The following is a 26,480-nucleotide window of genomic DNA, read 5'->3' on the forward strand; positions in this document are numbered from 1 at the left end:
GAAACCCTTGTGGGAGCGAGCCTGCTCGCGAATCGGTTTTAACATTCAACGGATCTGTTGACTGACACACCGCTTTCGCGAGCAGGCTCGCTCCCACAATTGGATTGCATTTCAGGTCGGGATTGATTGATCCAGGGCGACGCCGGCGCCGACCAGGCCGGAGTACGGCGCCGTCACCAGCCACACCGGGATGCCTTTGAAGTAGTCGCTCATGCAGCCCTTGTCGGCGAAGCAGCGGGCAAAACCGCTGGTGAGGAAGAAATCGGCGAAGCGTGGAATCACCCCACCAACGATAAACACCCCGCCGCGCGCGCCAGTGGTAAGCACGTTGTTGCCGGCGACGCGGCCGAGCCAGCAGCAGAACTGCTCGAGCACTTCCAAAGCGATCGGGTCACCGGCAAGGCCAGCGGCGGTGATCGCTTCCGGCGTTTCAAGCGTAGGCTCATGACCATCCACCGCGCAGATCGCCCGGTACAGTCGAGGCAGGCCGCCGCCGCTCAACGCGGTTTCCGCGCTGACATGGCCGATCTCGTTGTAGATGTGTTGCCACAGTTGCGTTTCGCGTGGACTGCTCAGCGGCAGGTCGACGTGGCCGCCCTCGCCCGGCAACGCGGCAAAGCGCCCTTCGCCGAGATCGAGCAGGGTGCCGACACCCAGGCCCGTGCCGGGGCCGATCACCACCGCCGGGCGCAACGGCTCCGGCGTGCCTTCGCAGACCACGCGGAATTCGCCCGGCTGCAAGCGGGTCATGCCCAGCGCCATCGCCGAGAAGTCGTTGGTCAGCAACAACTGCTCGACCTGCAAGGTCTTGCAAAACGCGCTGCGGCTGAGCCGCCAGTGGTTGTTGGTGAACTTGAATTCATCGCCACTCACCGGACCTGCCACCGACAGGCACACTGAACCGATCGAACCCGGCGCCAGGCCGAGCCCGCTCAGGTACAGAGCGATTGCCTCTTCCGGGCTGGCGAAGTCGGCCGTGGCCAGCACCTGAACCGATTGCAGTTGCTGGTTTTGCCACAACGCGAACCGCGCGTTGGTGCCTCCGATGTCGCCGACCAAAGCCAGTTTCAATTAAGCGTCTCCAGGGCAGAAGTGAAGGCGCTGGCGCCCTGCTCCGCCGAGCTGAAGGCCATGCGCATGAAGCCAAACAGCTCGCGGCCGCTGCCAATGTTGTTGCCCAACAGGCCCTTGGCAGGTTCGCGCGCTGCAAATTCGGCGGCGTCGACCTTCAGTTCCAAGGTGCCTTTGACGCCATCGACGCGGATGATATCGCCCTCTTGCACGCGCGCCAAAGCGCCACCGACATAAGCTTCCGGGCTGACGTGAATCGCTGCGGGGATTTTCCCCGACGCGCCGGACATGCGCCCGTCAGTCACCAGCGCCACTTTGAAGCCGCGATCCTGCAGTACGCCGAGGAATGGCGTCATCTTGTGCAGCTCCGGCATGCCGTTGGAGCGCGGCCCTTGAAAGCGCATCACGGCGACAAAATCCTTCTCCAGCAGACCGGCCTTGAATGCGTCCGCCAGATCCTGTTGATCCTGGAAGACCATCGCCGGTGCTTCGACGATCTGGTTCTCCAGCGCAACGGCGGAAACCTTCATCACGCCGCGACCGAGGTTGCCTTCCATCACCCGCAGTCCGCCTTCTTGCGAGAACGCACGGGATACCGGACGCAGGATGTTTTCGTCGAGGCTGTCGGTCGGCCCTTCGCGCCAGACCAACTCACCGTTATCGAGGAACGGCTCTTTGGTGTACTGGCTCAGGCCATGGCCGAGCACGGTGTTGACGTCTTCATGCAGCAGGCCTGCGCCGAGCAGTTCGCGGATCAGGAACGACATGCCGCCCGCTGCCTGGAAGTGGTTGATGTCGGCTTTGCCGTTCGGGTAGACGTGGCTCAGGGTCGGGACGACTTCGGAAAGGTCGGCCATGTCCTGCCAGGTCAGCTGAATGCCAGCGGCCATGGCGATGGCCGGCATGTGCAGGGTGTGGTTGGTCGAGCCGCCGGTGGCGTGCAAGGCAACGATGGAGTTGACCAGCGCCTTCTCGTCGACGATTTCGCCGATCGGCATGAAGTTGCCGTTCTGCTTGGTCAGGCGCGTGACCTGATGCGCGGCTTCGCGGGTGAGCGCGTCGCGCAGCGGCGTGTTCGGGTTGACGAAAGACGCGCCCGGCAGGTGCAGGCCCATGACTTCCATCAGCAACTGGTTGGTGTTGGCGGTGCCGTAGAAGGTGCAGGTGCCCGGGCTGTGGTAGGACTTCATCTCCGATTCCAGCAGCTCTTCGCGGGTCGCCTTGCCTTCGGCGTACTTCTGGCGGACGTCGGCTTTTTCCTTGTTGGAAATCCCCGACACCATCGGCCCGCCCGGTACGAAAATGGTCGGCAGATGACCGAAACGCAGCGAACCCATCATCAGGCCCGGAACGATCTTGTCGCAGATGCCGAGCATCAGCGCGCCGTCAAACATGTTGTGCGACAGCGCCACGGCGGTGGACATGGCGATCACTTCGCGGCTGGGCAGGCTCAGTTCCATGCCCGGCTCGCCTTGTGTCACACCGTCGCACATGGCCGGAGTGCCGCCGGCGAACTGGCCGACCGAGCCGATTTCGCGCAGGGCGTTCTTGATCTGTTGCGGGAAAACTTCGTACGGCTGGTGCGCCGAGAGCATGTCGTTATACGAAGACACAATGGCGATGTTCGCCGAGTTCATCATCCGCAGGCTGTGCTTGTCTTCAGTGCCGCAACCGGCCACGCCGTGGGCGAAGTTGGCGCATTGCAGCTTGCCGCGCATCGGGCCATCGGTGGCGGCGCCGCGAATCAATGCAAGGTAAGCCTGACGCGTGGCGCGGCTGCGGGCGATAAGCCGTTCGGTGACCTCAAGAACGCGGGGATGCATGTGTAGAACTCCAGGCTAACGGATGTGGCGACCTGATTGTCTATGCTGATCAAACGCCGTTGTTGTTGGAATGACAGACGGCTTTTTTGACCATTCGGACCAGTTGATTCAGGTCACTCGTTGTAGATAAAACAAAATATTGCCACTAAAAAGGCTTGTTTTCTATTTTTATGCGAATAATCTTGTAATTCCAACAACAAAACGACGGCGGCGCTGTTCCATGACTCTTCGAATCGCAATCAATGGTTTTGGCCGCATCGGCCGTAATGTCCTGCGCGCACTGTATACCCAAGGCTATCGTCAAGACCTGCAGATCGTCGCGATCAACGATCTGGGTGACAGTTCGATCAATGCCCATCTGCTCAAATACGACACCGTCCACGGCACTTTCGACGCCGAAGTGGCGCACGATAACGAAAGCCTGACGGTCAATGGCGACCGCATCGCGGTCAGCGCCATTCGCAACCCGGCCGACCTGCCCTGGGCCGCAGAAAAAATCGACGTGGTGTTCGAATGCACCGGTCTGTTCACCGACCGTGCCAAAGCCGCCGCGCACATCAGCGCCGGCGCCCGCAAGGTGATCATTTCTGCCCCGGCCAAAGGCGCCGACGCCACCGTCGTTTATGGCGTCAACCACGACATTCTGCGTCAGTCGCACCAGATCATTTCCAACGCTTCGTGCACCACCAACTGCCTGGCGCCAGTGGCGCAGGTGCTGCATCGCGAGCTGGGGATCGAAAGCGGCCTGATGACCACCATCCACGCCTACACCAACGACCAGAACCTCACCGACGTCTATCACAGCGACCCGTACCGCGCCCGTTCCGCCACGCAGAACATGATCCCGAGCAAGACCGGCGCGGCCGAAGCGGTAGGCCTGGTGCTGCCGGAACTGGCGGGCAAGCTGACCGGCATGGCCGTGCGGGTGCCGGTGATCAACGTGTCGCTGGTCGACCTCACCGTGCAACTGAAGAAAGAAGCCAGTGCCGACGAAGTCAACGCCCTGCTGAAAGCGGCGAGCCAGCACTCGAAGATTCTCGGTTACAACACCTTGCCGCTGGTTTCCAGCGACTTCAACCACAACCCGCTGTCGTCGATCTTCGACGCCAACCACACCAAAGTCAGCGGCAAGTTGCTGAAAGTGCTGGCCTGGTACGACAACGAATGGGGCTTCTCCAACCGCATGCTGGATAACTGCCTGGCGCTGTGTAACGCCGAATAATCCCGGCCGGTCCCCAATCCCTGTGGGAGCGAGCCTGCTCGCGAAAGCTATCTGTCAGTCAATATGGAGCTGACTGACACAACGCCTTCGCGAGCAGGCTCGCTCCCACAGGAGATCCGATTTCAATTTGAAATCAGCGCTTGACCATTTAGCTGGATGATAAGCATTATCATTCGCTCGAAATGGATCAGGTCCTCCCGTGAGTCAATCGCGCTTCAACCACGTCTTCCTCGCCCAGCGCACTTCCCTGCTGCGCACGCTGGAACGGATGGTCAACAATCACAGCACCGCTGAAGACCTGTTGCAGGAGACCTACCTGCGCGTGACCCGGGCGTTGAGCGAACGGGCCATCGATCACCTTGAACCCTTTGTCTTCCAGACCGCGCGCAATCTGGCGCTGGATCATTTGCGTGCGCGCAAGATTCATGCGCGGACCATGGTCGACGACGTGCCGCAAGATGTCGTGCAGAGCATCGCCGCGCCGGCCAGCAGCGCCGAAGACGCCGCCCACGCCGAACAACTGCTGGAGCGTTTGAACGTGAGCCTCAGCCAACTCAGCCCGCGCCAGCAACAGATCTTCATCCTCAGCCGCCTGCACGGGCACAGTTATCAGGAAATCGCCAATGAACTGAACGTGTCGCTGAGCACCGTGCAGAAAGAACTGAAACTGATCATGTCGATCTGCATTGGCGTCGCCGAACGACATAACGGCAGCGGCAAGCTTTGAGCTGCAAGCTACAGGTAAAAACAAAAAGCGGTAACGCATCCGGCTTGCAGCTTGCAGCTTGAAGCTAGAAACTGCTTCGCCAGAAGCCCTGAGGAACCACCGTGACGGACACCCACCGCTCGCCTTCGCCCGATTCGGCGCGGGACGCTGCAGCTGCAATGGACCAGGCGCTGGACTGGCTCATCGTGCTCGGCAGCCCGGATGAGGAACAGACCCGGCAATTTCATGCCTGGCTGGCGGCTGATCCGTTGAATGCCGAGGCGTTCGCCAAGGCCCAGGCCATCTGGGACGGCCCGCAAGTCGCACTGTGCGCCGAGGCTCTGGCAGCAAAACCGGTAAAAATCACTTTTCTCAAACGCTTGCGCCCACATTGGAAACCGCTGGCCACCGCTGCGGTGTTGATCCTCGGGCTGTTCAGTTTCAGTAATTTGCCGATGCGCATTCAAGCAGATCACCTCACCGTGGTTGGCGAGCGTCAGCGGCTGCAACTGGAGGACGGCTCGAAGGTTCTGCTCAATACCAATTCGGCGTTTTCCAGCACCATAAACGATCAGCAACGCGTGGCCCGGCTGTTTCAGGGCGAGGCGTTTTTCGAGATCGCCAGCGGGCGCAATCAGCCGCTGGAGATCGACGCAGGTCCGGTAACGGCCAGCGTCCACGACACCGCATTCGCCGTGCGCTACCTCGACGGGGTCGCGCAAGTGAATGTGCAACGTGGCGATGTCGATCTGCGCGCCACCCACAACGATGCCCGGGTGCGCCTGCGTGCCGGGGAAAGCATTCGCATCGGCCCCAACGGTTTTGATCGCCCGGCCAAGCTCGACGCCAATGCCGATCTGGCCTGGGTTGAAGGCCGCCTGGTGTTCGAGAACTGCCCGCTGAATCAAGTGCTGGCCGAGCTGCGCCGCTACTACCCGGGCTGGATCATCAACAACAACGAGCAACTGGCCGACGTCGCCGTCACCGGCAATTACCGTCTCGACCAGCCGCTCGACGTGGTCCGCTCCCTCGCCCACATCACCTCGGCGCGCCTGCAGGAATTCCCGGCGCTGGTGATCCTTAACTGAATGAGAATTATTTTTACTCGATGGCCAGCGACAGTACGTCTCGTTATAGCCAATGCAATTGATTCGCATCTAACCATGCCGATCAGCACCTATAAAGATTCGTGCGACACGGAGCGCTATCGATGTCCTCACGCCTTACCCGCCAGACTGCTTCCCCTTCCCGCGTACTGTCGCTGCTGACTGCGGCCATCCTCATGGCTGGCACCGCACCGCTGCTGGCGGCCACCGAGCAACCGACACGCAACATGGGCGATTACGCCTTCGCCATCGGCCAGCAACCACTGGTTTCGGCACTGAATGCCTTCACCGCCGTGACCGGTTGGCAGGTCGGCTTGCCGGCAGAGCTGGGGCAGAACGTCTCGTCGCCGGGCGTGCGCGGTTCGCTGCCGCCGGAGAAAGCCCTCGAGCGCCTGTTGGTGGGGACCAACCTGAGCTTTCGCAAACTGAGCAACAACAATGTCGTGCTGGAAAAACGCAACAGCAGCGGCACGCTCAATCTCGATCAGGTGACCATCAGCGCCACTCGCCAGGAACAGTCGGTCAACAGCGTGCCCTCGACCGTCAGCGTGCAGGACCGCCAAGAGCTTGACCGCAACAACGTCAACACCATCAAGGATCTGGTGCGCTACGAGCCGGGCGTTTCCGTTGGCGGTGCCGGTCAGCGTGGCGGCATCAGCGGCTACAACATTCGCGGTATCGACGGCGACCGCATCCTGACTCAAGTCGATGGCGTGGAAATCCCCAACGGTTTCTTCAACGGCCCCTACGCCAAGAGCCAGCGCAACTATGTCGACCCGGAAATCGTCAAGCGCGTGGAGATCCTCCGTGGCCCGGCTTCGGTGCTGTACGGCAGCAACGCCATCGGCGGCGCGGTCAGCTATTACACGCTGGACGCCGACGACATCATCAAACCGGGCAAGGACGTCGGCGCGCGCCTGAAAAGCGGTTACAGCTCCGCCGATGACAGCTGGCTGAAATCCGCCACCGTCGCTGGCCGCAGCGGTGAGTTCGACGGTCTGCTGCATTACAGCCAACGCGACGGTCATGAAACCGAATCCTTTGGCAGCCACAACGGCACCGGTCTGGAACGCACCGCCGCCAACCCGGAAGACGTGCGCGCAACCAACGTTCTGGCCAAGCTCGGCTGGAACTACAACGACGATTCGCGCCTGGGCCTGACCTACGAAAAGTACAAGGACGATCGCGACACCGATCAGAAAAGTGCCTACGGCGGCCCGTACTTCAATGGCGCGCCGACCATTCCGAGCAGCGTACTGCCCGGCGGCATGTACCAGTGGCGCACCGGTAACGACACCATCACCCGCGAGCGTTTCGGCATCGAACACGCGTTCGCCCTCGACAGCCTGCTGGCCGACAACGCCAAGTGGAGCCTCAATCACCAGATCGCCAAGACCGACCAGAGCACCGAAGAGTTGTACTACCCGATCACCCGTAAAGTGCTGCGTACCCGCGACACGCTCTACGAAGAAAAACAGTGGGTGTTCGACGCGCAACTGGACAAGGCTTTCGCCATCGGTGACACCGATCACCTGCTGACTTACGGCACCACGATCAAACAGCAGAAAGTCACCGGCTCGCGCAGCGGCGACGGCACGTGCCTGGCCGTCGGTCGCGGCTGCACGGCGATTGGCGCGACGAGTCCGGCAGATGTGCTGGCCAAGGCCACTGATTTCCCCGATCCGACCATCAACACCTACAGCCTGTTTGCTCAGGATCAGATCAGCTGGAACGACTGGACCTTCCTGCCGGGCCTGCGTTACGACTACACCCAGCTCAAGCCGCACATCACTGAAGAGTTCCTCAACACCGTGAACGCCGACGGCCAGGGCACGGTCAGCGACAAGAACAAGACCTGGCACAAGGTGTCGCCGAAATTCGGCCTGACCTATGCACTGACGGACAACTACACCTGGTACGGCCAGTACGCCGAAGGCTTCCGCACGCCCACGGCAAAATCGCTGTACGGGCGTTTCGAGAACAACACCACCGGCTACACCGTAGCGCCCAACTCCGACCTCGAGCCGGAAAAGAGCAAAGGCTTCGAAACCGGCCTGCGCGGGAATTTCGAGCAGGGCTCGTTCGACGTCGCGGTGTTCTATAACAAGTACCGCGACTTCATCAACGAGGACGCGGTCAAGCCGGGCGACGATCAGTTGACCTTCCAGAGCAACAACATCAAGCGCGCCACCATCAAGGGTGCGGAAGTCAAGGGTCGCTTGAACCTGGATGCGTTCGGCGCGCCGCAAGGCCTGTATACCCAAGGCTCGATCGCCTACGCCTACGGTCGCAACAACGACAGCGGCGAGCCGATCAACAGCGTCAACCCGCTCACCGGCGTATTCGGCCTCGGTTACGACCAGGACAACTATGGCGGCCTGCTGAGCTGGACCGTGGTGAAGAAAAAGGACCGCGTCGACGACAGCAACTTCAAGTCGCCGGACGGCGTCAGCAGTCAGTTCAAGACCCCGGGCTTCGGCATTCTCGATCTGGCCGGCTATTACAAGGTGACCGACGACGTCACCGTCAGCGGCGGCGTCTACAACCTGACCGACAAGAAATACTGGCTGTGGGATGACGTGCGCGGTTACGACAGCGTCGGCGAAGCGTCGGTGACGCAACCGGCCAACCTCGATCGGCTGACCCAACCGGGACGCAACTTCGCGATCAACCTGATCTGGGACATCTGATCCGGCCCACCTCACTGCGCGTGTTCAGGTACCGCGCCGTGAGGTTTTTTTTACGCTTGCACGTCGCCTTGTTCGTCTCGTTATCAAGCGCCTCTTTTATCAAGGACATGTCATGACCACTTCGGAAAAAGCCCTGCGTTCGCAACGCCTGAACCAGATCACCCATGAGCCGCACAGCAAACTCGATGCGCTGGTCAAAGCCCACGCACCATTCGAAACCCGCGCCAGCTTCGCCCGTTTCGTCGTTGCGCAATACCTGTTCCAGGCGGAACTGGTGGAGCTGTACAACGATGCCGAACTGACTGCAATCGTCCCCGACCTGCCGGCCCGTTGCCGCGCCGAAGCGGCCAAGGCTGACCTTGCTGACCTCGACACCGAAGTCCCGGCGCCGGTGGCCGGCGCGCTGAAAAACCCGAGCAAGGCACGGGCGCTGGGCTGGATCTTCGTGTCGGAGGGTTCCAAGCTCGGCGCGGCGTTCCTGATCAAGCGTGCGGTGGCACTGGAACTGAGCGAAAGCTTCGGTGCCCGGCATTTGGCTGAACCGCAAGGTGGCCGCGCCGAGGGCTGGAAAAGCTTCGTACGCACCCTCGATGCGTTGCCGTTCACGGCAGAGGAAGAGACGGAAGTTGAGCAAGGTGCGCTGGATGCGTTCAACCGCTTCACCGTGCTGCTGGAACGGGCTTATGCGGCAGAATCCGAAGTGGCCTGAAGCAACACTTATCCCTTGTGGGAGCGAGCCTGCTCGCGAAGACGGCAGCACATTCAACATCAATGTGCCTGATCAACCGCTTTCGCGAGCAGGCTCGCTCCCACAGTGCTCACCACAAATCTGTAAGATCCCCGTTCCGCTCCAGAAGCCGCCGCTGAGCCCATGCCCGCACCCGCCCCATCAAAACTTGCCCGTCTGCTGTTCGGCGTGCTGGCCTATGTCAGCCTCGGCATTGGCCTGATCGCCATCGTCGTGCCCGGTCTGCCGACCACCGAGTTCATTCTCCTTGCCGCGTGGGCCGCGACCCGCAGTTCGCCGCGCTTGAGTGCCTGGCTGGAAAATCACCGCCTGTTTGGGCCGATCCTGAGTAACTGGCGCAACGGCAGGATCATCGCGCGCAAGGCCAAAGTCAGTGCCACCCTCAGCATGCTGCTGTGCGCCACTTTGATGCTGGTGATGCTCGATCACGGCTGGCCGATCTATCTGGCGATTGCCGGCATGGGCCTGGGCAATCTGTGGATCTGGTCGCGCCCGGAAACGCCCATCGCTGTAGTGAAACATCCCTGCAATTAAAGCCTTTTCAGCACTTTCCCCTGCGCAAACGTTTAGCAGCGACCGTCCGTCGGCGAGCGCCTCATGCCGTTTCGCTCGACGCCGATGAGGATTGAATGGCGCTGAATGGATTTGGCAAACCGGGCTTCAGGCCCAGCCACCTGTTTATTCCATTCGCGAGATCGCCCCATGTTCGACTCTCTTTCCATTCGCCTGAAAATCGTCCTGCTCTCCGGCCTGTGCCTGCTCGGAGTGGTGGTGCTGATTGTCAGCATGAACATCTACCAGACCAACCAGAACGACGCGCTGGTCAGTCAATCCAGCAACCAGTTGCTCACCGCCAGCGTGCAGAACCTGCTGCAGGCCAAGGCCGCCGAGCAAGCGGTGCGGGTGCAGAAAACCTTTGGTGAAAGCCTGCTGGTGGTCACCGCCCTCGCCGACCAGATCAAGGATCTGCGGACGATGGCGGCCAAGCGTTCGCTCGAAGCCGGCGCTGTTCGTGAAGAGTTGAACCAGAGCCTGAAAACCGCCTTCGAGCGCAACGATAAAGTCCTCGGCATCTGGCTGGCCTTCGAACCCAACGGCCTCGACGGCAAGGACAGCGAATTCGCCAACGATGCCGCGCGGCAATCCAACGAAGCCGGGCGCTTCGCCTCGTACTGGAGCCGTGCCGCCGGCGCCGCGCTGAATACGATCATGGTCGAGGACGACTTGACCAAGACCACCCTCAGCGTCAGCGGCACGCCGTACAACAGTTGGTACACCTGCCCTCGCGACAACAAACGCACCTGCCTGCTTGACCCGTATGCCGACACGGTCGGTGGCAAGGAAATGCTCATGACGACCATTTCCGTACCGCTGCTGGTAGATGGCAAAGCGATCGGTGTGGTCGGTGTCGACATCGCGCTCGACGCCCTGCAAGCCGCCGCCGTCGACTCGCAGCGCAGCCTGTTCAACAACGCCGGGCATATGCTGATCGTCTCCGGCAGCGGTGTGCTGGCGGCCGACAGTGCTGACGCGACGCGGGTCGGCAAAAAAATCGGCGACACCCTCGGCGCTGACGGCAAGGATGTATTGCAACTGGTCGGCAGCGGTACGGCGAAAATCCTCCAACAGGGCGAGCTGATTCGCGCGGTTTACCCGGTCGATCCGATCGGCAATTCGCGGGCCTGGGGCGTGGTCATCGACCTGCCCGAGCACGTGCTGCTGGCCGACTCGGTGAAACTGCAAGCGGTGCTGGATGACGCGCAACAAACCGGCGTCATCACTGCCCTGCTGGTGGCGGGCGTGGCCGGTCTGGTCGGCCTGCTGCTGATCTGGCTCACCGCCTCCGGCGTCACCCGTCCGATCAACAGCGTCGCCGAGATGCTGAAGAACATCGCCAGCGGCGAAGGCGATCTGACCCAGCGCCTGAACTACAGCAAGAAAGATGAACTGGGCGAACTGGTGAACTGGTTCAATCGCTTCCTCGACAAGCTTCAGCCGACCATCGCGCAGATCAAACAAAGCATCACCGAAGCGCGCGGCACGGCCGATCAATCGTCGGAAATCGCTCGCCAGACCAGCGAAGGCATGCAAGTGCAGTTCCGCGAAATCGATCAGGTCGCCACCGCGTCCAACGAAATGAGCGCCACCGCCCACGACGTCGCCAACAGTGCCTCGAACGCGGCCAACGCCGCCAAGGGTGCCGATCAGTCAGCGAAGGACGGCATGGCGATCATCGAGCGCAGCACCCGCGACATCAATCAACTCGCCGATGAGGTCAGCAAAGCAGTGACCGAGGTCGAAGCGCTGGCAGTGAACAGCGAGCAGATCGGCTCGGTGCTGGAAGTGATTCGCAGCATCGCCGAACAGACCAACCTGCTGGCCCTCAACGCCGCCATCGAAGCCGCCCGCGCCGGCGAAAGCGGTCGCGGCTTTGCCGTGGTCGCCGACGAGGTGCGCAACCTCGCCAAACGCACGCAGGATTCGGTGGAAGAAATCCGCATCGTCATCGAGCGCATCCAGACCGGCACCCGTGGCGTGGTCGCGACCATGCATTCGAGCCAGACCCAGGCGCACAACAACGCCGGGCAGATTCGTCAGGCCGTTGATGCGCTGGGCAAGATCAGCGACGCGGTGACGGTGATCAGCGACATGAACCTGCAGATCGCCAGTGCCGCCGAAGAACAGAGCGCCGTGGCCGAAGAGGTCAACCGCAACGTCTCGGCGATTCGCACCGTGACCGAAACCCTGACCGAGCAGGCCACCGAATCGGCAGCGATCAGCAGCCAGCTCAACAGCCTGGCGAGCCAGCAAATGAAATTGATGGATCAGTTCCGCGTGTAACAATCCAGCATAAATCCCTGTGGGAGCGAGCCTGCTCGCGAAGCGGTCGTCATATCCAACATCCGTGTTGACTGACACGACGCCTTCGCGAGCAGGCTCGCTCCCACAGGGGAAACGGGTTCACATCCTGGTTTCATCTAAACCGCGATTCTTTTGCACTATCATCGCCCTCTCGTTCCGGAGGGCCTTCGATGACTGATCTGCTCACGTCCATCCAAACCGCACTCGACCTGCCCCACACGCCCATCCCCTTCAACGGTGACGGCGCGTTGCCCTCGGCGTTCGCAGTCACTGAACTGGCCTGCGCCAGCATCGCCGCTGCCGGGCAAGCGCTCAGCGAATTGCTCCACCCGCAAATCGGGCACTTGCAAGCAGTTGCAGTCGACCGACGCCTGGTCTCGTTCTGGTTCTCCACCTCGCTTCGCCCGATCGGCTGGCAGGTGCCGCCGTTATGGGACGCGATCGCCGGCGACTATGCGACCCGGGACGGCTGGATCCGTCTGCACACCAACGCCCCGCATCACCGCGCCGCCGCTGAACGCGTGCTCGGTGCCTGCGCCGACCGCGCCGCAATGGCGGCGAAAGTCGCGCAATGGGACAGTGCGGATCTGGAACAAGCAGTGGTCGACGCCAAGGGCTGCGCCGCCGAGATGCGCAGTTGGGCGCAGTGGCAGCAGCATCCGCAAGGGCTGGCGGTGAATGCCGAAGCGCTGGTGCAATTCATCGAGCAGACGGACGAGAAACGCACCGCCTGGCAAGGCTCGATCGCACGACCGCTGGCCGGGATCAAGGTACTCGACCTGACCCGCGTCCTCGCCGGTCCCACCGCCAGCCGCTTCCTCGCTGGGCTGGGCGCCAACGTGCTGCGCATCGATCCACCGAGCTGGAACGAACCCGGCGTCGTTCCGGAAATGACTGTCGGCAAGCGCTGCGCGCGGCTGGATCTGCAAGTGCCAGCGGATCGCGCAGTGTTCGAAGGTTTATTGCAAGACGCCGACATCTTGCTCCACGGCTATCGCGCCGACGCGCTGGAACATCTGGGTTTTGGTATTGAACGTCGAAGGCAACTGGCACCGGGTCTGATCGACGTCTGCCTCAACGCCTACGGCTGGAGCGGCCCTTGGCAGAACCGCCGGGGCTTCGACAGCCTGGTGCAGATGAGCAGCGGCATCGCCGAGGCCGGACAGCGCTGGAAGCACAGTGATAAACCGACGCCACTGCCGGTGCAGGCACTGGATCATGCGACCGGGTATCTGATGGCGGCAAGTGCGATCAGATTGCTGACTGAACGACTGGCCAGCGGTCGCGGGGGTTCGGCGCGGTTGTCGCTGGCGCGTACGGCGAAGCTGTTGCTTGAGCATGGGCCGGGGATGCTTGACCCGCTGCGGGCTGAAGACGCGCTGGATCAGGATCCGGCGATTGAACACACCGCGTGGGGGCCGGCGCGGAGGTTGCGCGTGCCGCTGCAGATCAGCGGGACGGCGGTGCGGTGGGATTGGCCCGCCGCCGAATTGGGGTCACATCGGGCGCAGTGGTGATTTTGAGGCCGCCTTCGCGAGCAGGCTCGCTCCCACATGGATTCGCGTAGTCCTGTGGGAGCGAGCCTGCTCGCGAAGGGGCCTGCCCGGCCAAAGCAAACCCGCCTACAAACTCAACACCCCGCTATACAACCCATACGCCGCCAGCCCCGCGCCAATCACCACGGAAGCAAAAATCCCCTTTTCCACCGTAGTGAAAACCGGTTGCCCCTGTTCACGCTTGGCCTTGGCAAACAGGATCACCCCCGGCGCATACAGCAGCGCCGACAGCAGCAGATACTTCACCCCACCGGCATACAACAGCCACACCGCGTAAACCAGTGCGATGCCGCCAATCAGCAGATCCTTGGTACGTTCCGCCGAGGCGTGTTCATAGGTTTCGCCGCGCCCGCTGAGCAGCACCGCGTAGGCAGCCGACCACAAATACGGCACCAGAATCATCGACGAGGCCAGGTAAATCAGACTGGTGTAAGTACCCGCCGAGAACAATGTGATCAGCAGGAAAATCTGGATCATCACATTGGTCAGCCACAGCGCGTTGACCGGCACGTGGTTCTTGTTTTCCTTCTTCAGGAACGCCGGCATGGTTTTGTCTTTGGCCGTGGCGAAGAGGATTTCCGCGCACAGCAAGGCCCATGACAACAACGCGCCCAACAGCGAAATCGCCAGCCCGACGCTGATCAGCAACGCACCCCACGGCCCGACGATGTGCTCGAGCACCGCTGCCAGTGATGGGTTTTGCAGATTGGCCAGTTCCGGCTGGCTCATGATCCCCAGCGACAGCACATTGACCAGCACCAGCAGCGCCAGCACGCCGAGAAAACCGATCACCGTGGCGCGGCCGACGTCGCTGCGTTTTTCTGCGCGGGCCGAATAGACGCTGGCGCCTTCGATGCCGATGAACACGAACACGGTGACCAGCATCATGTTGCGCACCTGATCCATCACCCCGCCGAAGTTCGGGTTGCTGCGGCCCCAGATGTCGCGGGTGAAGATGTCAGCCTTGAATGCCACCGCAGCGATGACGATGAACATGATCAGCGGCACGACCTTGGCCACCGTGGTCAACTGGTTGATCAGCGCTGCCTCCTTGATCCCGCGCATCACCAGAAAGTGCACCGCCCACAACAGCAGCGAGGCGCAGCCGATGGCGATCGGCGTGTTGCCCTGGCCGAATACCGGAAAGAAATAACCGAGGGTGCTGAACAGCAACACAAAATAGCCGACGTTGCCCAGCCAGGCGCTGATCCAGTAACCCCACGCCGACGAAAAGCCCATGTAGTCGCCGAACCCGGCCTTGGCGTAGGCGTAGACGCCCGAGTCCAGCTCCGGCTTGCGATTGGCCAGGGTCTGAAAGACGAAGGCCAGCGTCAGCATGCCGATCGCGGTGATGCCCCAGCCGATCAGGATCGCCCCGGCATCGGCGCGCGCCGCCATGTTTTGCGGCAACGAGAAAATCCCCCCGCCGATCATCGACCCCACCACCAGCGCGATCAACGCACCAAGGCGCAGCTTTTGCGTCGGTTGCGACATGCAGATCTCCTTGAAAGAGCCGTTGTTGTTTATTTGTAACAACAGCCGACTAAAAGCCTAAGGGTAGATGACGTTTATCAGGTAATGGCCAATTTCGCACCGTTATATATAGCCGACCACGATAACGCTTAGCACGTTAAGTCAGTTTTGTGCGCCAATCTTGATTATTCAATTCTGTACTGAAAACAGATGACGGACATTTGCCAAACGCGGAAAAGCAACTAGCGTGATAGTTCGAAAGCATTAATTGCTATTCCCAATTTCGTCAGCGAAACAGCTCTGGGACGGGCCTTCCAGAGCACAGTGTTATGCCCGCAACGGGTGGATAAGTCATTCATTAACAATGGAATGTGGCCATGCACTGATCTAAGTCAGCTATTCGAACAGACAACGGTACTAGGCTGTGAGCTCTCCTTTCCTGCAATGGAGTCATGCAAATGTCTGAAGCGCCCGGAAAACTAAGACTCGGTGCACTGGTTGCACTGGTAGTCGGTTCAATGATTGGCGGCGGGATATTTTCGTTGCCACAAAACATGGCCGCCAGCGCCGACGTAGGTGCAGTGCTGATCGGCTGGGCCATCACCGCAGTCGGCATGCTCACCCTCGCATTTGTCTTTCAGACCCTCGCCAATCGCAAGCCTGATCTGGACGGCGGAGTCTACGCCTACGCCAAGGCCGGATTCGGCGACTACATGGGTTTCTCATCGGCCTGGGGCTACTGGATCAGCGCCTGGCTGGGCAACGTCGGCTACTTCGTTCTGCTGTTCAGCACCCTCGGCTATTTCTTTCCGATCTTCGGCGAAGGCAATACCCCGGCGGCGGTGATCGGCGCGTCCTTGCTGCTGTGGGGCGTGCATTTCCTGGTGTTGCGCGGGATCAAGGAAGCGGCGTTCATCAACCTGGTGACCACCGTCGCCAAGGTCGTACCGCTGCTGCTGTTTGTGCTGATTGCGGTCTTCGCGTTCAAACTGGACATCTTCACCGCCGACATCTGGGGCGTGAAAAACCCTGACCTGGGCAGTGTGATGAACCAGGTGCGCAACATGATGCTGGTCACCGTCTGGGTGTTCATCGGCATCGAAGGCGCGAGCATCTTCTCCGCCCGCGCCGAGAAACGCTCGGATGTCGGCAAGGCCACCGTGATCGGCTTCATCACCGTGCTGCTGTTTCTGGTGCTGGTGAACGTGCTGTCGCTGGGCATCATGACCCAGCCGGAACTGGCGAAACTGCAGAACCCGTCGATGGCCGCCGTGCTTGAGCATGTGGTCGGTCACTGGGGTGCGGTGCTGATCAGCGTCGGCCTGATCATCTCGCTGCTCGGCGCGCTGCTGTCGTGGGTGCTGCTGTGTGCCGAGATCATGTTCGCCGCCGCCAAAGACCACACCATGCCGGAGTTTCTGCGCAAGGAAAACGCCAACCATGTGCCGGTCAACGCCCTGTGGCTGACCAACGCGATGGTGCAGGTGTTCCTGATCATCACCCTGTTCTCGGCCAGCACTTACCTGTCGCTGATCTACCTCGCCACCTCGATGATTCTGGTGCCGTACCTGTGGTCGGCGGCCTATGCCCTTTTGCTGGCGGTGCGCGGCGAGAGCTACGAAGGCTTCGCCGCCGAGCGGCGCAAGGATCTGATCATCGGCGGTATCGCCCTGATCTATGCGGTGTGGTTGTTGTACGCCGGCGGGGTCAAGTACCTGCTGCTGTCGGCCCTGCTCTATGCGCCCGGCGCGATCCTGTTCGCCAAGGCCAAGCTGGAACTCAAACAACCGGTTTTCACCAACGTCGAGAAGCTGATTTTCGCCGCAGTGGTCGTGGGCGCCGTGGTGGCGGCCTACGGTCTCTACGATGGCTTCCTGACGCTGTAACCCCTGATTGAATTGTCATCTGGAGGAACACAGAAATGACCACGGAAAAAGTGAAGTACGGCGTCCACTCCGAAGCCGGGAAACTGCGTAAAGTCATGGTTTGCTCCCCAGGTCTGGCCCATCAGCGGCTGACCCCGAACAACTGCGATGAACTGCTGTTCGATGACGTGCTGTGGGTGGCGCAGGCCAAGCGCGACCACTTCGACTTCGTCACCAAGATGCGCGAACGCGGCATCGACGTGGTGGAAATGCACAACCTGCTGACCGACATCGTCGCCATCCCCGAAGCGCTGGACTGGATTCTTGAGCGCAAAGTCACTGCCGACTCGGTGGGCCTGGGCCTGATCAGCGAAGTGAAATCCTGGCTGAAAAGCCTCGAGCCACGCCACATCGCCGAATTCCTGATTGGCGGCGTGTCGGCCGATGATCTGCCGGACAGCTTCGGTGGCAAGACCATCCAGATGTTCCGCGACTTCCTCGGCCACTCCAGCTTCATCCTGCCGCCGCTGCCCAATACCCAGTTCACCCGCGACACTACCTGCTGGATCTACGGTGGCGTGACGCTGAACCCGATGTACTGGCCGGCGCGCCGTCAGGAAACCCTGCTGACCACCGCCATCTATAAATTCCATCCGCAATTCACCAACGCCGAATTCGAGATCTGGTACGGCGACCCGGACAAGGACCACGGCAACTCCACCCTTGAGGGCGGCGACGTCATGCCGATCGGCAACGGCGTGGTGCTGATCGGCATGGGCGAGCGCTCATCGCGGCAGGCCATCGGCCAACTGGCGCTGAACCTGTTCAACAACAAAGCGGTGGAAAAAGTCATCGTCGCCGGCCTGCCGAAGTCCCGCGCAGCAATGCACCTGGACACCGTGTTCAGCTTCTGCGACCGCGACCTGGTGACGATCTTCCCGGAAGTGGTCAACCAGATCGTCGCCTTCACCCTGCGTCCTGACGAAAGCAAACAGGGTGGCATCGACATCCGCCGCGAAGAAGGCAGCTTCCTCGACACCGTCGCTGCGGCGCTGAATCTGCCGAAACTGCGCGTGGTGGAAACCGGCGGCAACAGCTTCGCCGCCGAACGCGAGCAATGGGACGACGGCAACAACGTGGTTGCAATGGAACCGGGCGTGGTCATCGGCTACGACCGCAACACCTACACCAACACTCTGCTGCGCAAGGCTGGCGTGGAGGTCATCACCATCAGCGCCGGCGAACTCGGCCGAGGCCGTGGCGGCGGCCACTGCATGACCTGCCCGATCATCCGCGACCCGATCGACTACTAATCTTTGAGCCTTCGCCGCGACTTATCGAGCGCGGCCAAGGGGATAACCGAAACCCAAGGAGATCCATCATGGCGTTTAACATTCACAACCGTAACCTGCTCAGCCTGGAACACCACACCCCACGTGAGCTGCGTTACCTGCTCGACCTGTCCCGTGATCTGAAACGCGCGAAATACACCGGCACCGAGCAACAACACCTGAAAGGCAACAACATCGCCCTGATCTTCGAGAAAACTTCGACCCGCACCCGTTGCGCCTTCGAAGTGGCGGCCTATGACCAGGGCGCCAACGTCACTTACATCGACCCGAACTCCTCGCAGATCGGCCACAAGGAAAGCATGAAGGACACCGCCCGCGTGCTCGGGCGCATGTATGACGCCATCGAGTACCGTGGCTTCAAACAGGAAATCGTCGAGGAGCTGGCCAAGTTCGCCGGCGTGCCGGTGTTCAACGGCCTGACCGATGAATATCACCCGACCCAGATGATCGCCGACGTGCTGACCATGCGTGAGCACGCCGACAAGCCGATCCATGAAATCAGCTACGCCTACCTGGGCGACGCGCGCAACAACATGGGCAACTCGCTGCTGCTGATCGGCGCCAAGCTCGGCATGGACGTGCGCATCTGCGCGCCAAAAGCACTGTGGCCGCTGGACGATCTGGTGGCGCGCTGCAAAAAATACGGCGAGGAAAGCGGCGCACGCATCACCCTCACCGAGGATCCGAAAGAAGCGGTCAAAGGCGTGGACTTCATTCACACCGATGTCTGGGTATCGATGGGTGAACCGGTGGAAGCCTGGGCCGAGCGCATTCAGCAACTGCTGCCGTATCAGGTCAACGCCGAGCTGATGAAGGCCACCGGCAACCCGCGTACCAAGTTCATGCACTGCCTGCCGGCGTTCCACAACAGCGACACCAAGGTCGGCAAACAGATCGCCGAACAATATCCGCACCTGAAAAACGGTATTGAAGTGACCGATGACGTGTTCGAGTCGCCGGCCTGCATTGCATTCGAGCAAGCGGAAAACCGCATGCACACGATCAAGGCGATTCTGGTCTCGACCCTGGCTGATCTCTAACGCCACAGCGCTCCCACTGAAGGAACCGGAAACCCAATGTGGGAGCGAGCCTGCTCGCGAAAGCGTCAGATCAGACAACATCACTGTTGAATGACATACCGCATTCGCAAGCAGGCTCGCTCCCACAGGGATATCGGTTCCAGCAGGGAGATCGAGTCGTTTGTCATTCCTCTGCTTAGAAGGATTGCACCATGCGTATCGTCGTAGCTCTGGGCGGTAACGCCCTGCTCCGCCGTGGTGAGCCGATGACCGCTGACAACCAGCGCGCCAACATCCGCATCGCCACCGAGCAAATCGCCAAGATCCATCCCGGCAACCAACTGGTCATCGCCCACGGCAATGGCCCGCAAGTCGGCCTGCTGTCGCTGCAAGCGGCGGCCTACACCTCTGTCACCCCATACCCGCTGGACGTGCTCGGTGCCGAAACCGAAGGCATGATCGGCTACATCATCGAACAGGAACTGGGCAACCTGCTCGACTTCGAAGTGCCGTTCGCCACCCTGCTGACCCAGGTTGAAGTCGATGCCAACGACCCGGCTTTCAAGAAGCCGAGCAAGCCGATCGGCCCGGTCTACGAGAAAGTCGAAGCGGAAAAACTCGCCGCCGAAAAAGGCTGGGCGATTGCCCCGGATGGCGACAAATTCCGCCGCGTCGTAGCCAGTCCACGGCCGAAGCGCATCTTCGAAATCCGTCCGATCAAGTGGCTGCTGGACAAGGGCAGCATCGTCATTTGCGCTGGTGGCGGCGGCATTCCGACCATGTATGACGAAAACCGTAACCTCAAGGGTATCGAGGCGGTGATCGACAAGGACCTGTGTTCGTCATTGCTCGCCGAGCAGTTGGAAGCCGATTTGCTGGTGATCGCCACTGACGTCAACGCAGCGTTCATCGATTACGGCAAACCCACCCAGAAAGCCATCGCCGAAGCCCACCCCGACGAACTCGAACGCCTTGGTTTCGCCGCCGGCTCCATGGGACCGAAGGTGCAGGCAGCCTGCGAATTCGCGCGCCATACTGGCAAGGTCGCGGTGATCGGTTCGCTGGCCGATATCGAAGCCATCGTCCAGGGCACCGCCGGTACGCGGGTCAGCACGGCGAAGCCGGGGATCAGCTACCGATAACAATAAACGCCGGGGCAGGCTCAAGGCCTGCTCCGCTTCCATGCCTTGAAAGGAGTAGCTCAATGGCCCAGTTCGAACCCGGTCATCTGCACATCGAGCGGCACGCGTTGACCGACGATGACGTCAATTACAACGTGCATCTGGACTATGAAGTGTTCACCGACCCGCAGAAAGGCAAGGGGATTCAGTTCACCCTGCACGGCAGCATGCAGGGCAAGGACATGAAGGAGGCGTTTTTCCTGCCCAAGGAAGAGGCCTACAACTTCGCCCGCGATGTCACGCGGATCGCCGAGAAGTACGGCATACCCAAGACCCACAGCCAGATCGGCTCGGTGCACAAGCATTACGATCTGATGTTTGAAGACATTCGGCAGAAGTTGAATATGCAGTCGGGGGATCCGGTGAACCTCGAGCATTTCGAATAACCCGAATCCACCACACTGATCGTTCCCACGCAGAGCTTGGGAACGATCAGCGCAGGGACACAGATTTCACCATTAGCCCGCCCCAAGGCATACTTGCCCCCCTCCGCTCTGCAGATCACTGAACCGCCCCCATGCGTATCCACGTCAGCTTCATCGACCGCGTCGGCATCACCCAGGAAGTCCTGGCTATTCTCGGTGGGCGCAATCTCAATCTGGATGCGGTGGAGATGATCCCGCCGAACGTCTACATCGACGCGCCGACCCTCAGCCCGCAAGTGCTCGAAGAACTGAAAGATGCGCTGTTTCGCGTGCTCGGCGTCGAGGCGGTGACCGTGGTCGATATCCTCCCCGGCCAGCGCCGGCACTTGCAGCTAGATGCCCTGCTCGCGGCGATGACCGACCCGGTGCTGGCCCTCGACAGCGCCGGCAAGGTGCTGCTGGCCAACCCGGCGTTGATTGCCCTGTACGGTCGCGAACCGGCCGGTGAAAGCGTCTCGGCGCTGTTCAATGATCCCGGCCTGCTCGATACCCTGCTCGAAAACGGCTTTCGCCTGCCGCTGCGCGAAATCACCGTCAACGGCCAGACCCTGCTGCTCGACGCCACGCCGATCACCGACGCCGGCGCCCTGCTGACCCTGTATCAACCAAATCGCATCGGCGAACAACTCTCGGCTTTGCACCACGACCACGCCGAAGGCTTCGACGCGCTGCTCGGCGAGTCTCCGGCGATCCGCACACTCAAGGCCCGTGCGCAACGCGTCGCCGCCCTTGATGCACCGTTGTTGATTCAAGGCGAAACCGGCACCGGCAAAGAATTGGTGGCCCGTGCCTGTCACGCGATCAGTGCGCGGCACAGCGCTCCGTTTCTCGCCCTCAACTGCGCGGCGCTGCCGGAGAACCTCGCCGAGAGCGAACTGTTCGGCTATGCCCCCGGCGCCTTCACCGGTGCGGCGCGTGGCGGTAAGCCAGGGCTGATGGAGCTGGCCAACCAGGGCACGGTGTTTCTCGATGAAATCGGCGAGATGTCGCCGTACTTGCAGGCCAAATTGTTGCGTTTTCTCAACGACGGCAGCTTCCGCCGCGTCGGTGGTGATCGGGAAGTGAAGGTCGACGTGCGCATCCTCAGCGCGACTCACCGCGATCTGGAAAAAATGGTCAGCGAAGGCTTGTTCCGCGAAGACTTGTTCTATCGCCTCAATGTGCTCAACGTCGAAGTGCCGCCGCTGCGTGAACGCGGTCAGGACATCCTGCTGCTGGCGCGCTACTTCATGCAGCAGGCCTGTGCGCAGATCCAGCGCCCGGTCTGCCGCCTGGCGCCCGGCACTTATCCGGCGCTGCTCGGCAATCGCTGGCCAGGCAACGTGCGGCAATTGCAGAACGTGATTTTCCGTGCGGCGGCGATTTGCGAGAGCAGCCTGGTCGATATCGGCGACCTCGACATCGCCGGCACCTCCGTCGCGCGCCAGACCGACACTGAGGTGGAAAGTCTCGAACAAGCGGTCGAATCGTTCGAAAGGGCGCTGCTGGAAAAGCTTTACGTCAGCTATCCCTCGACCCGGCAACTGGCGAGCCGCTTGCAAACCTCGCACACCGCCATCGCCCATCGCCTGCGCAAATACGGCATTCCCAATAAACCCGGATTCACCACCGATCCCCTGTAGGAGCTGCCGAAGGCTGCGATCTTTTGACTTTGTTTTTTAGAGATCAAGGTCAAAAGATCGCAGCCTTCGGCAGCTCCTACAGTCCTTGTTTTCAATTCACGAATGATATTGCCACGCTGAAAACGACCTCCACCTGTACCGAAAGCGCTACAGCGGAACGATATCGCTACACCCGCCTGTGACCAGCGCTGCGCAACGCTTTGATCCGATTAAGCTTTTCTCCCCGCCCCACGCTGTAGCGATTTCGCTACAGGCGCAACCTGCCGACACCCACCTAGAAAATACAAGCCATTGATTTATATAGATAAATCAACCTTGGCCGCATTCTTGCTACCTGCCTCCTCATCTATAAAGGGCTTCCCCGCCCCAAGCTTTCCACCGCGTCCACCAGACGAGTCTGGCCCCTGAGGAGTTTCCATGAGCGAGTTGCGTTTTACTGAAGATCACGAATGGCTGCGCACCGAAGCCGACGGCAGTGTCACTGTCGGCATCACCGCATTCGCGCAGAACGCCTTGGGCGACGTGGTGTTCGTGCAACTGCCTGAGCTGCAGGCTTACGAAAAAGGCGCTGAAGCCGCCACCGTGGAATCGGTGAAAGCCGCCAGCGGCGTGTACATGCCGCTCGATGGCGACGTGCTGGAAGTCAATCCGGCGCTGCAAGACGCTCCTGAGCTGGTCAACGAAGATCCGCTGGGCGAAGGCTGGTTCTTCCGCTTCCAGCCAAGCGACGCCGCCGCTGTCGGCAAACTGCTCGATCAGGACGCCTACGACCGTCTGATCAAAGCCCAAGCCGAAGCCTGAGGAATTACGCCATGACCGCCATCAATTTCGGCACCGCCAACGAATTCATCGCCCGTCACATCGGCCCGCGCGCCGGTGACGAGCAAGCCATGCTCAACAGCCTCGGCTTCGATTCCCTCGAAGCCCTGAGCGCCAGCGTCATCCCGGAAAGCATCAAGGGCACCAGCGTGCTGGGCATGGACGACGGCCTCAGCGAGGCCGACGCCTTGGCGATGATCAAATCCATCGCCGGCAAGAATCAGCTGTTCAAGACCTACATCGGCCAGGGCTACTACAACTGCCACACGCCGTCGCCGATCCTGCGCAACCTGCTGGAAAATCCGGCCTGGTACACCGCTTACACCCCATACCAGCCAGAAATTTCCCAGGGCCGTCTCGAAGCGCTGCTGAACTTCCAGACCATGATCAGCGACCTCACCGGCCTGCCGATCGCCAACGCTTCGCTGCTCGACGAAGCCACCGCCGCTGCCGAAGCCATGACCTTCTGCAAACGCCTGAGCAAGAACAAGGGCAGCCACCAGTTCTTCGCCTCGATCCACAGCCATCCACAGACCCTCGACGTGCTGCGCACCCGTGCCGAGCCGCTCGGCATTGACGTGGTCGTGGGCGATGAGCGCGAACTGACTGACGTCACGCCGTTCTTTGGCGCGCTGCTGCAATACCCGGCGAGCAACGGTGATGTGTTCGACTACCGCGAGCTGACCGAGCGCTTCCACGCCGCCAACGCTTTGGTCGCTGTCGCCGCTGATTTGCTGGCCCTGACGCTGCTGACCGCACCGGGCGAATTCGGTGCCGACGTCGCCATCGGTTCGGCGCAACGCTTCGGCGTGCCGCTGGGCTTCGGTGGCCCGCACGCCGCTTACTTCTCCACTAAAGATGCGTTCAAGCGCGACATGCCGGGCCGTCTGGTCGGTGTCTCGGTTGACCGTTTCGGCAAGCCAGCGCTGCGTCTGGCGATGCAGACCCGCGAGCAACACATCCGCCGCGAGAAGGCCACGTCGAACATCTGCACCGCCCAGGTGCTGCTGGCCAACATCGCCAGCATGTACGCCGTGTACCACGGCCCGAAAGGCCTGACCCAGATCGCCAACCGCGTGCATCACCTGACCGCGATCCTGGCCAAGGGCCTGACCGCGCTGGGCGCTCAAGTCGAACAAGCCAGTTTCTTCGACACCCTGACCATTGCTACCGGCGCAGACACCGCTGCGCTGCACGACAAGGCGCACGCTGCGCAGATCAACCTGCGTGTGATCGACGCTGAACGTCTGGGCCTGTCGGTCGACGAAACCACCACTCAGGCTGATATCGAAACCCTGTGGGGCCTGTTCGCCGACGGCAAGACCCTGCCGGACTTCGCTGCGCTGGCCGCCTCGGTGCAGAGCACCATCCCTGCTGCGCTGGTGCGCCAGTCGCCGATTCTCAGCCACCCGGTGTTCAACCGTTATCACTCGGAAACCGAGCTGATGCGCTACCTGCGCAAACTGGCGGACAAGGACCTGGCACTGGATCGCACCATGATTCCACTGGGCTCGTGCACCATGAAACTCAACGCCGCCAGCGAAATGATCCCGGTGACCTGGGCCGAATTCGGTGCACTGCACCCGTTCGCCCCGGCCGCACAAAGCGCCGGTTACCAGCAACTGACCGACGAGCTGGAAGCGATGCTCTGCGCCGCCACCGGTTACGACTCGATCTCGCTGCAACCGAACGCCGGTTCGCAAGGTGAATACGCAGGTCTCCTGGCGATCCGCGCCTACCACCAGAGCCGTGGCGATGAGCGCCGCGACATCTGCCTGATCCCGTCGTCGGCCCACGGCACCAACCCGGCCACCGCGCAAATGGCTGGTATGCGTGTGGTCGTCACCGCGTGCGATGCCCGTGGCAACGTCGACATCGAAGACCTGCGCGCCAAAGCCATCGAGCACCGCGAACATCTCGCCGCGCTGATGATCACCTACCCGTCGACCCACGGCGTGTTCGAAGAAGGCATTCGCGAGATCTGCGCGATCATTCACGACAACGGCGGCCAGGTGTACATCGACGGCGCCAACATGAACGCCATGGTCGGCCTCTGCGCACCGGGCAAGTTCGGCGGCGACGTTTCGCACCTGAACCTGCACAAAACCTTCTGCATCCCGCACGGCGGTGGCGGCCCGGGCGTTGGCCCGATCGGCGTCAAGTCGCACCTGACCCCGTTCCTGCCGGGCCACGGCCAGATGGAACGCAAGGAAGGCGCGGTCTGCGCGGCACCGTTCGGCAGCGCGAGCATTCTGCCGATCACCTGGATGTACATCCGCATGATGGGTGGCGCCGGTCTCAAACGCGCTTCGCAGCTGGCGATCCTCAATGCCAACTACATTTCCCGTCGCCTCGAAGAGCATTACCCAGTGCTGTACACCGGCAGCAACGGCCTGGTGGCGCACGAGTGCATCCTCGATCTGCGTCCGCTCAAAGACAGCAGCGGCATCAGCGTCGATGACGTCGCCAAGCGCCTGATCGACTTCGGTTTCCACGCGCCGACCATGTCGTTCCCGGTCGCCGGCACATTGATGATCGAGCCGACCGAAAGCGAATCCAGGGAAGAACTGGACCGCTTCTGCGACGCGATGATCCGCATCCGCGAAGAAATCCGCGCAGTGGAAAACGGCACCCTGGACAAGGAAGACAACCCACTGAAAAACGCCCCGCACACCGCAGCGGAACTGGTCGGCGAATGGACCCACCCGTACAGCCGTGAGCAAGCGGTGTACCCGGTCGCGTCGCTGATCGAAGGCAAATACTGGCCGCCGGTCGGCCGTGTCGACAACGTCTTCGGCGATCGCAACCTGGTCTGCGCCTGCCCGTCGATCGAAAGCTACGCTTAAGAGCGGCAGCTGCAAGTTTCTAGCTGCAAGCTGCAAGTAAGGGCTGATCTGCTTTTAACTTGCGGCTTGTGTCTTGCTGCATGCACTGAGGCCT

18 protein-coding genes and 2 pseudogenes are annotated in these 26,480 nt (G+C 61.2%); 17 read left to right on the plus strand and 3 right to left on the minus strand.

From position 1 onward, the window contains the following. Window positions 1–111: 111 nt before the first annotated feature. Both FEE99_RS25695 and edd read right to left on the minus strand, forming a co-directional pair. Window positions 112–1,071 carry a glucokinase gene (locus FEE99_RS25695; RefSeq protein WP_041479773.1) on the minus strand — a complete coding sequence of 320 codons (960 nt, stop codon included), beginning with the start codon at window positions 1,069–1,071 and terminating at the stop codon, window positions 112–114. Continuing rightward, window positions 1,068–2,894, minus strand: a complete 1,827-nt coding sequence (edd, locus tag FEE99_RS25700) for a phosphogluconate dehydratase (protein WP_016773527.1) — start codon at window positions 2,892–2,894, stop codon at window positions 1,068–1,070. The genes FEE99_RS25695 and edd overlap by 4 nt, the downstream gene beginning before the upstream one ends. Window positions 2,895–3,114: 220 nt before the next feature. Here edd and gap point away from each other — a divergent pair, with 220 nt between their 5' ends. The 9 genes and pseudogenes from gap (at window position 3,115) to FEE99_RS25745 (ending at window position 13,745) form a co-directional block, all read left to right on the plus strand. Continuing rightward, window positions 3,115–4,116, plus strand: coding sequence for a type I glyceraldehyde-3-phosphate dehydrogenase (gap, locus tag FEE99_RS25705; RefSeq protein WP_016773526.1), 1,002 nt, complete (start codon window positions 3,115–3,117; stop codon window positions 4,114–4,116). 199 nt (window positions 4,117–4,315) lie between these two features. Next, a complete protein-coding gene (locus FEE99_RS25710) occupies window positions 4,316–4,843 on the plus strand; it encodes an RNA polymerase sigma factor (RefSeq protein ID WP_041479774.1) in 528 nt (175 codons plus the stop codon). 101 nt (window positions 4,844–4,944) lie between these two features. Continuing rightward, window positions 4,945–5,910 carry a FecR family protein gene (locus tag FEE99_RS25715; RefSeq protein ID WP_024014066.1) on the plus strand — a complete coding sequence of 322 codons (966 nt, stop codon included), beginning with the start codon at window positions 4,945–4,947 and terminating at the stop codon, window positions 5,908–5,910. A gap of 122 nt (window positions 5,911–6,032) precedes the next feature. Further along, on the plus strand, window positions 6,033–8,618 hold the full coding sequence (locus FEE99_RS25720; RefSeq protein WP_041479775.1) for a TonB-dependent receptor: 2,586 nt from the start codon (window positions 6,033–6,035) through the stop codon (window positions 8,616–8,618). A 112-nt stretch (window positions 8,619–8,730) separates the two neighbouring features. Then, window positions 8,731–9,327, plus strand: a complete 597-nt coding sequence (locus FEE99_RS25725; protein WP_041479776.1) for a biliverdin-producing heme oxygenase — start codon at window positions 8,731–8,733, stop codon at window positions 9,325–9,327. Between the two features lie 162 nt (window positions 9,328–9,489). Next, on the plus strand, window positions 9,490–9,900 hold the full coding sequence (locus FEE99_RS25730) for a YbaN family protein (protein WP_041479777.1): 411 nt from the start codon (window positions 9,490–9,492) through the stop codon (window positions 9,898–9,900). Window positions 9,901–10,341: 441 nt separating this feature from the next. After that, window positions 10,342–11,301 (plus strand): annotated as a pseudogene (locus tag FEE99_RS25735) (PDC sensor domain-containing protein); the annotation flags it as partial. Between the two features lie 378 nt (window positions 11,302–11,679). Further along, window positions 11,680–12,207 (plus strand): annotated as a pseudogene (locus FEE99_RS25740) (methyl-accepting chemotaxis protein); the annotation flags it as partial. Window positions 12,208–12,398: 191 nt separating this feature from the next. Next, the gene (locus FEE99_RS25745) at window positions 12,399–13,745 is read left to right on the plus strand and encodes a CoA transferase (protein ID WP_041479779.1); all 1,347 of its coding nucleotides are present in this window, start codon (window positions 12,399–12,401) and stop codon (window positions 13,743–13,745) included. A 105-nt stretch (window positions 13,746–13,850) separates the two neighbouring features. Here the strand turns inward: FEE99_RS25745 and arcD (FEE99_RS25750) are convergent, their stop codons facing one another. Then, window positions 13,851–15,278, minus strand: coding sequence for an arginine-ornithine antiporter (gene arcD, locus FEE99_RS25750; protein WP_041479780.1), 1,428 nt, complete (start codon window positions 15,276–15,278; stop codon window positions 13,851–13,853). A gap of 437 nt (window positions 15,279–15,715) precedes the next feature. Here arcD (FEE99_RS25750) and arcD (FEE99_RS25755) point away from each other — a divergent pair, with 437 nt between their 5' ends. The 8 genes from arcD (FEE99_RS25755) to gcvP all read left to right on the plus strand — a co-directional run bounded on the left by arcD (FEE99_RS25755) (window position 15,716) and on the right by gcvP (window position 26,386). Further along, a complete protein-coding gene (gene arcD / locus FEE99_RS25755) occupies window positions 15,716–17,143 on the plus strand; it encodes an arginine-ornithine antiporter (RefSeq protein WP_041479781.1) in 1,428 nt (475 codons plus the stop codon). Window positions 17,144–17,178: 35 nt separating this feature from the next. Continuing rightward, window positions 17,179–18,435 (plus strand): arginine deiminase, encoded by a 1,257-nt coding sequence (gene arcA / locus FEE99_RS25760; protein ID WP_016773516.1) that lies wholly within the window; start codon window positions 17,179–17,181, stop codon window positions 18,433–18,435. A gap of 68 nt (window positions 18,436–18,503) precedes the next feature. Then, complete coding sequence (locus tag FEE99_RS25765) at window positions 18,504–19,514, plus strand: ornithine carbamoyltransferase (RefSeq protein ID WP_041479782.1); 1,011 nt, start codon at window positions 18,504–18,506, stop codon at window positions 19,512–19,514. Window positions 19,515–19,705: 191 nt separating this feature from the next. Beyond that, window positions 19,706–20,635 (plus strand): carbamate kinase, encoded by a 930-nt coding sequence (gene arcC / locus FEE99_RS25770; RefSeq protein WP_064361237.1) that lies wholly within the window; start codon window positions 19,706–19,708, stop codon window positions 20,633–20,635. Between the two features lie 62 nt (window positions 20,636–20,697). After that, complete coding sequence (locus FEE99_RS25775) at window positions 20,698–21,060, plus strand: DUF5064 family protein (protein WP_041479784.1); 363 nt, start codon at window positions 20,698–20,700, stop codon at window positions 21,058–21,060. A 131-nt stretch (window positions 21,061–21,191) separates the two neighbouring features. Further along, window positions 21,192–22,721 (plus strand): sigma-54-dependent transcriptional regulator, encoded by a 1,530-nt coding sequence (locus FEE99_RS25780; protein ID WP_041479785.1) that lies wholly within the window; start codon window positions 21,192–21,194, stop codon window positions 22,719–22,721. Between the two features lie 417 nt (window positions 22,722–23,138). After that, complete coding sequence (gene gcvH / locus FEE99_RS25785) at window positions 23,139–23,522, plus strand: glycine cleavage system protein GcvH (protein ID WP_039758162.1); 384 nt, start codon at window positions 23,139–23,141, stop codon at window positions 23,520–23,522. A gap of 11 nt (window positions 23,523–23,533) precedes the next feature. Then, window positions 23,534–26,386 carry an aminomethyl-transferring glycine dehydrogenase gene (gene gcvP / locus FEE99_RS25790; protein ID WP_041479786.1) on the plus strand — a complete coding sequence of 951 codons (2,853 nt, stop codon included), beginning with the start codon at window positions 23,534–23,536 and terminating at the stop codon, window positions 26,384–26,386. The last annotated feature ends 94 nt before the right edge of the window (window positions 26,387–26,480 follow it).

The organism is Pseudomonas sp. ef1 (assembly GCF_007293365.2).
GTDB lineage: Bacteria > Pseudomonadota > Gammaproteobacteria > Pseudomonadales > Pseudomonadaceae > Aquipseudomonas > Aquipseudomonas siliginis.

Bases quoted from the DNA above. Each gene is read 5' to 3' on its own strand.
- edd (WP_016773527.1), bottom strand. From the start codon at position 2,894: ATGCATCCCCGCGTTCTTGAGGTCACCGAACGGCTTATCGCCCGCAGC.
- gap (WP_016773526.1), top strand. From the start codon at position 3,115: ATGACTCTTCGAATCGCAATCAATGGTTTTGGCCGCATCGGCCGTAAT.
- FEE99_RS25720 (WP_041479775.1), top strand. From the start codon at position 6,033: ATGTCCTCACGCCTTACCCGCCAGACTGCTTCCCCTTCCCGCGTACTG.
- FEE99_RS25725 (WP_041479776.1), top strand. From the start codon at position 8,731: ATGACCACTTCGGAAAAAGCCCTGCGTTCGCAACGCCTGAACCAGATC.
- FEE99_RS25730 (WP_041479777.1), top strand. From the start codon at position 9,490: ATGCCCGCACCCGCCCCATCAAAACTTGCCCGTCTGCTGTTCGGCGTG.
- FEE99_RS25745 (WP_041479779.1), top strand. From the start codon at position 12,399: ATGACTGATCTGCTCACGTCCATCCAAACCGCACTCGACCTGCCCCAC.
- arcD (WP_041479780.1), bottom strand. From the start codon at position 15,278: ATGTCGCAACCGACGCAAAAGCTGCGCCTTGGTGCGTTGATCGCGCTG.
- arcD (WP_041479781.1), top strand. From the start codon at position 15,716: ATGTCTGAAGCGCCCGGAAAACTAAGACTCGGTGCACTGGTTGCACTG.
- arcA (WP_016773516.1), top strand. From the start codon at position 17,179: ATGACCACGGAAAAAGTGAAGTACGGCGTCCACTCCGAAGCCGGGAAA.
- FEE99_RS25765 (WP_041479782.1), top strand. From the start codon at position 18,504: ATGGCGTTTAACATTCACAACCGTAACCTGCTCAGCCTGGAACACCAC.
- arcC (WP_064361237.1), top strand. From the start codon at position 19,706: ATGCGTATCGTCGTAGCTCTGGGCGGTAACGCCCTGCTCCGCCGTGGT.
- FEE99_RS25775 (WP_041479784.1), top strand. From the start codon at position 20,698: ATGGCCCAGTTCGAACCCGGTCATCTGCACATCGAGCGGCACGCGTTG.
- FEE99_RS25780 (WP_041479785.1), top strand. From the start codon at position 21,192: ATGCGTATCCACGTCAGCTTCATCGACCGCGTCGGCATCACCCAGGAA.
- gcvH (WP_039758162.1), top strand. From the start codon at position 23,139: ATGAGCGAGTTGCGTTTTACTGAAGATCACGAATGGCTGCGCACCGAA.
- gcvP (WP_041479786.1), top strand. From the start codon at position 23,534: ATGACCGCCATCAATTTCGGCACCGCCAACGAATTCATCGCCCGTCAC.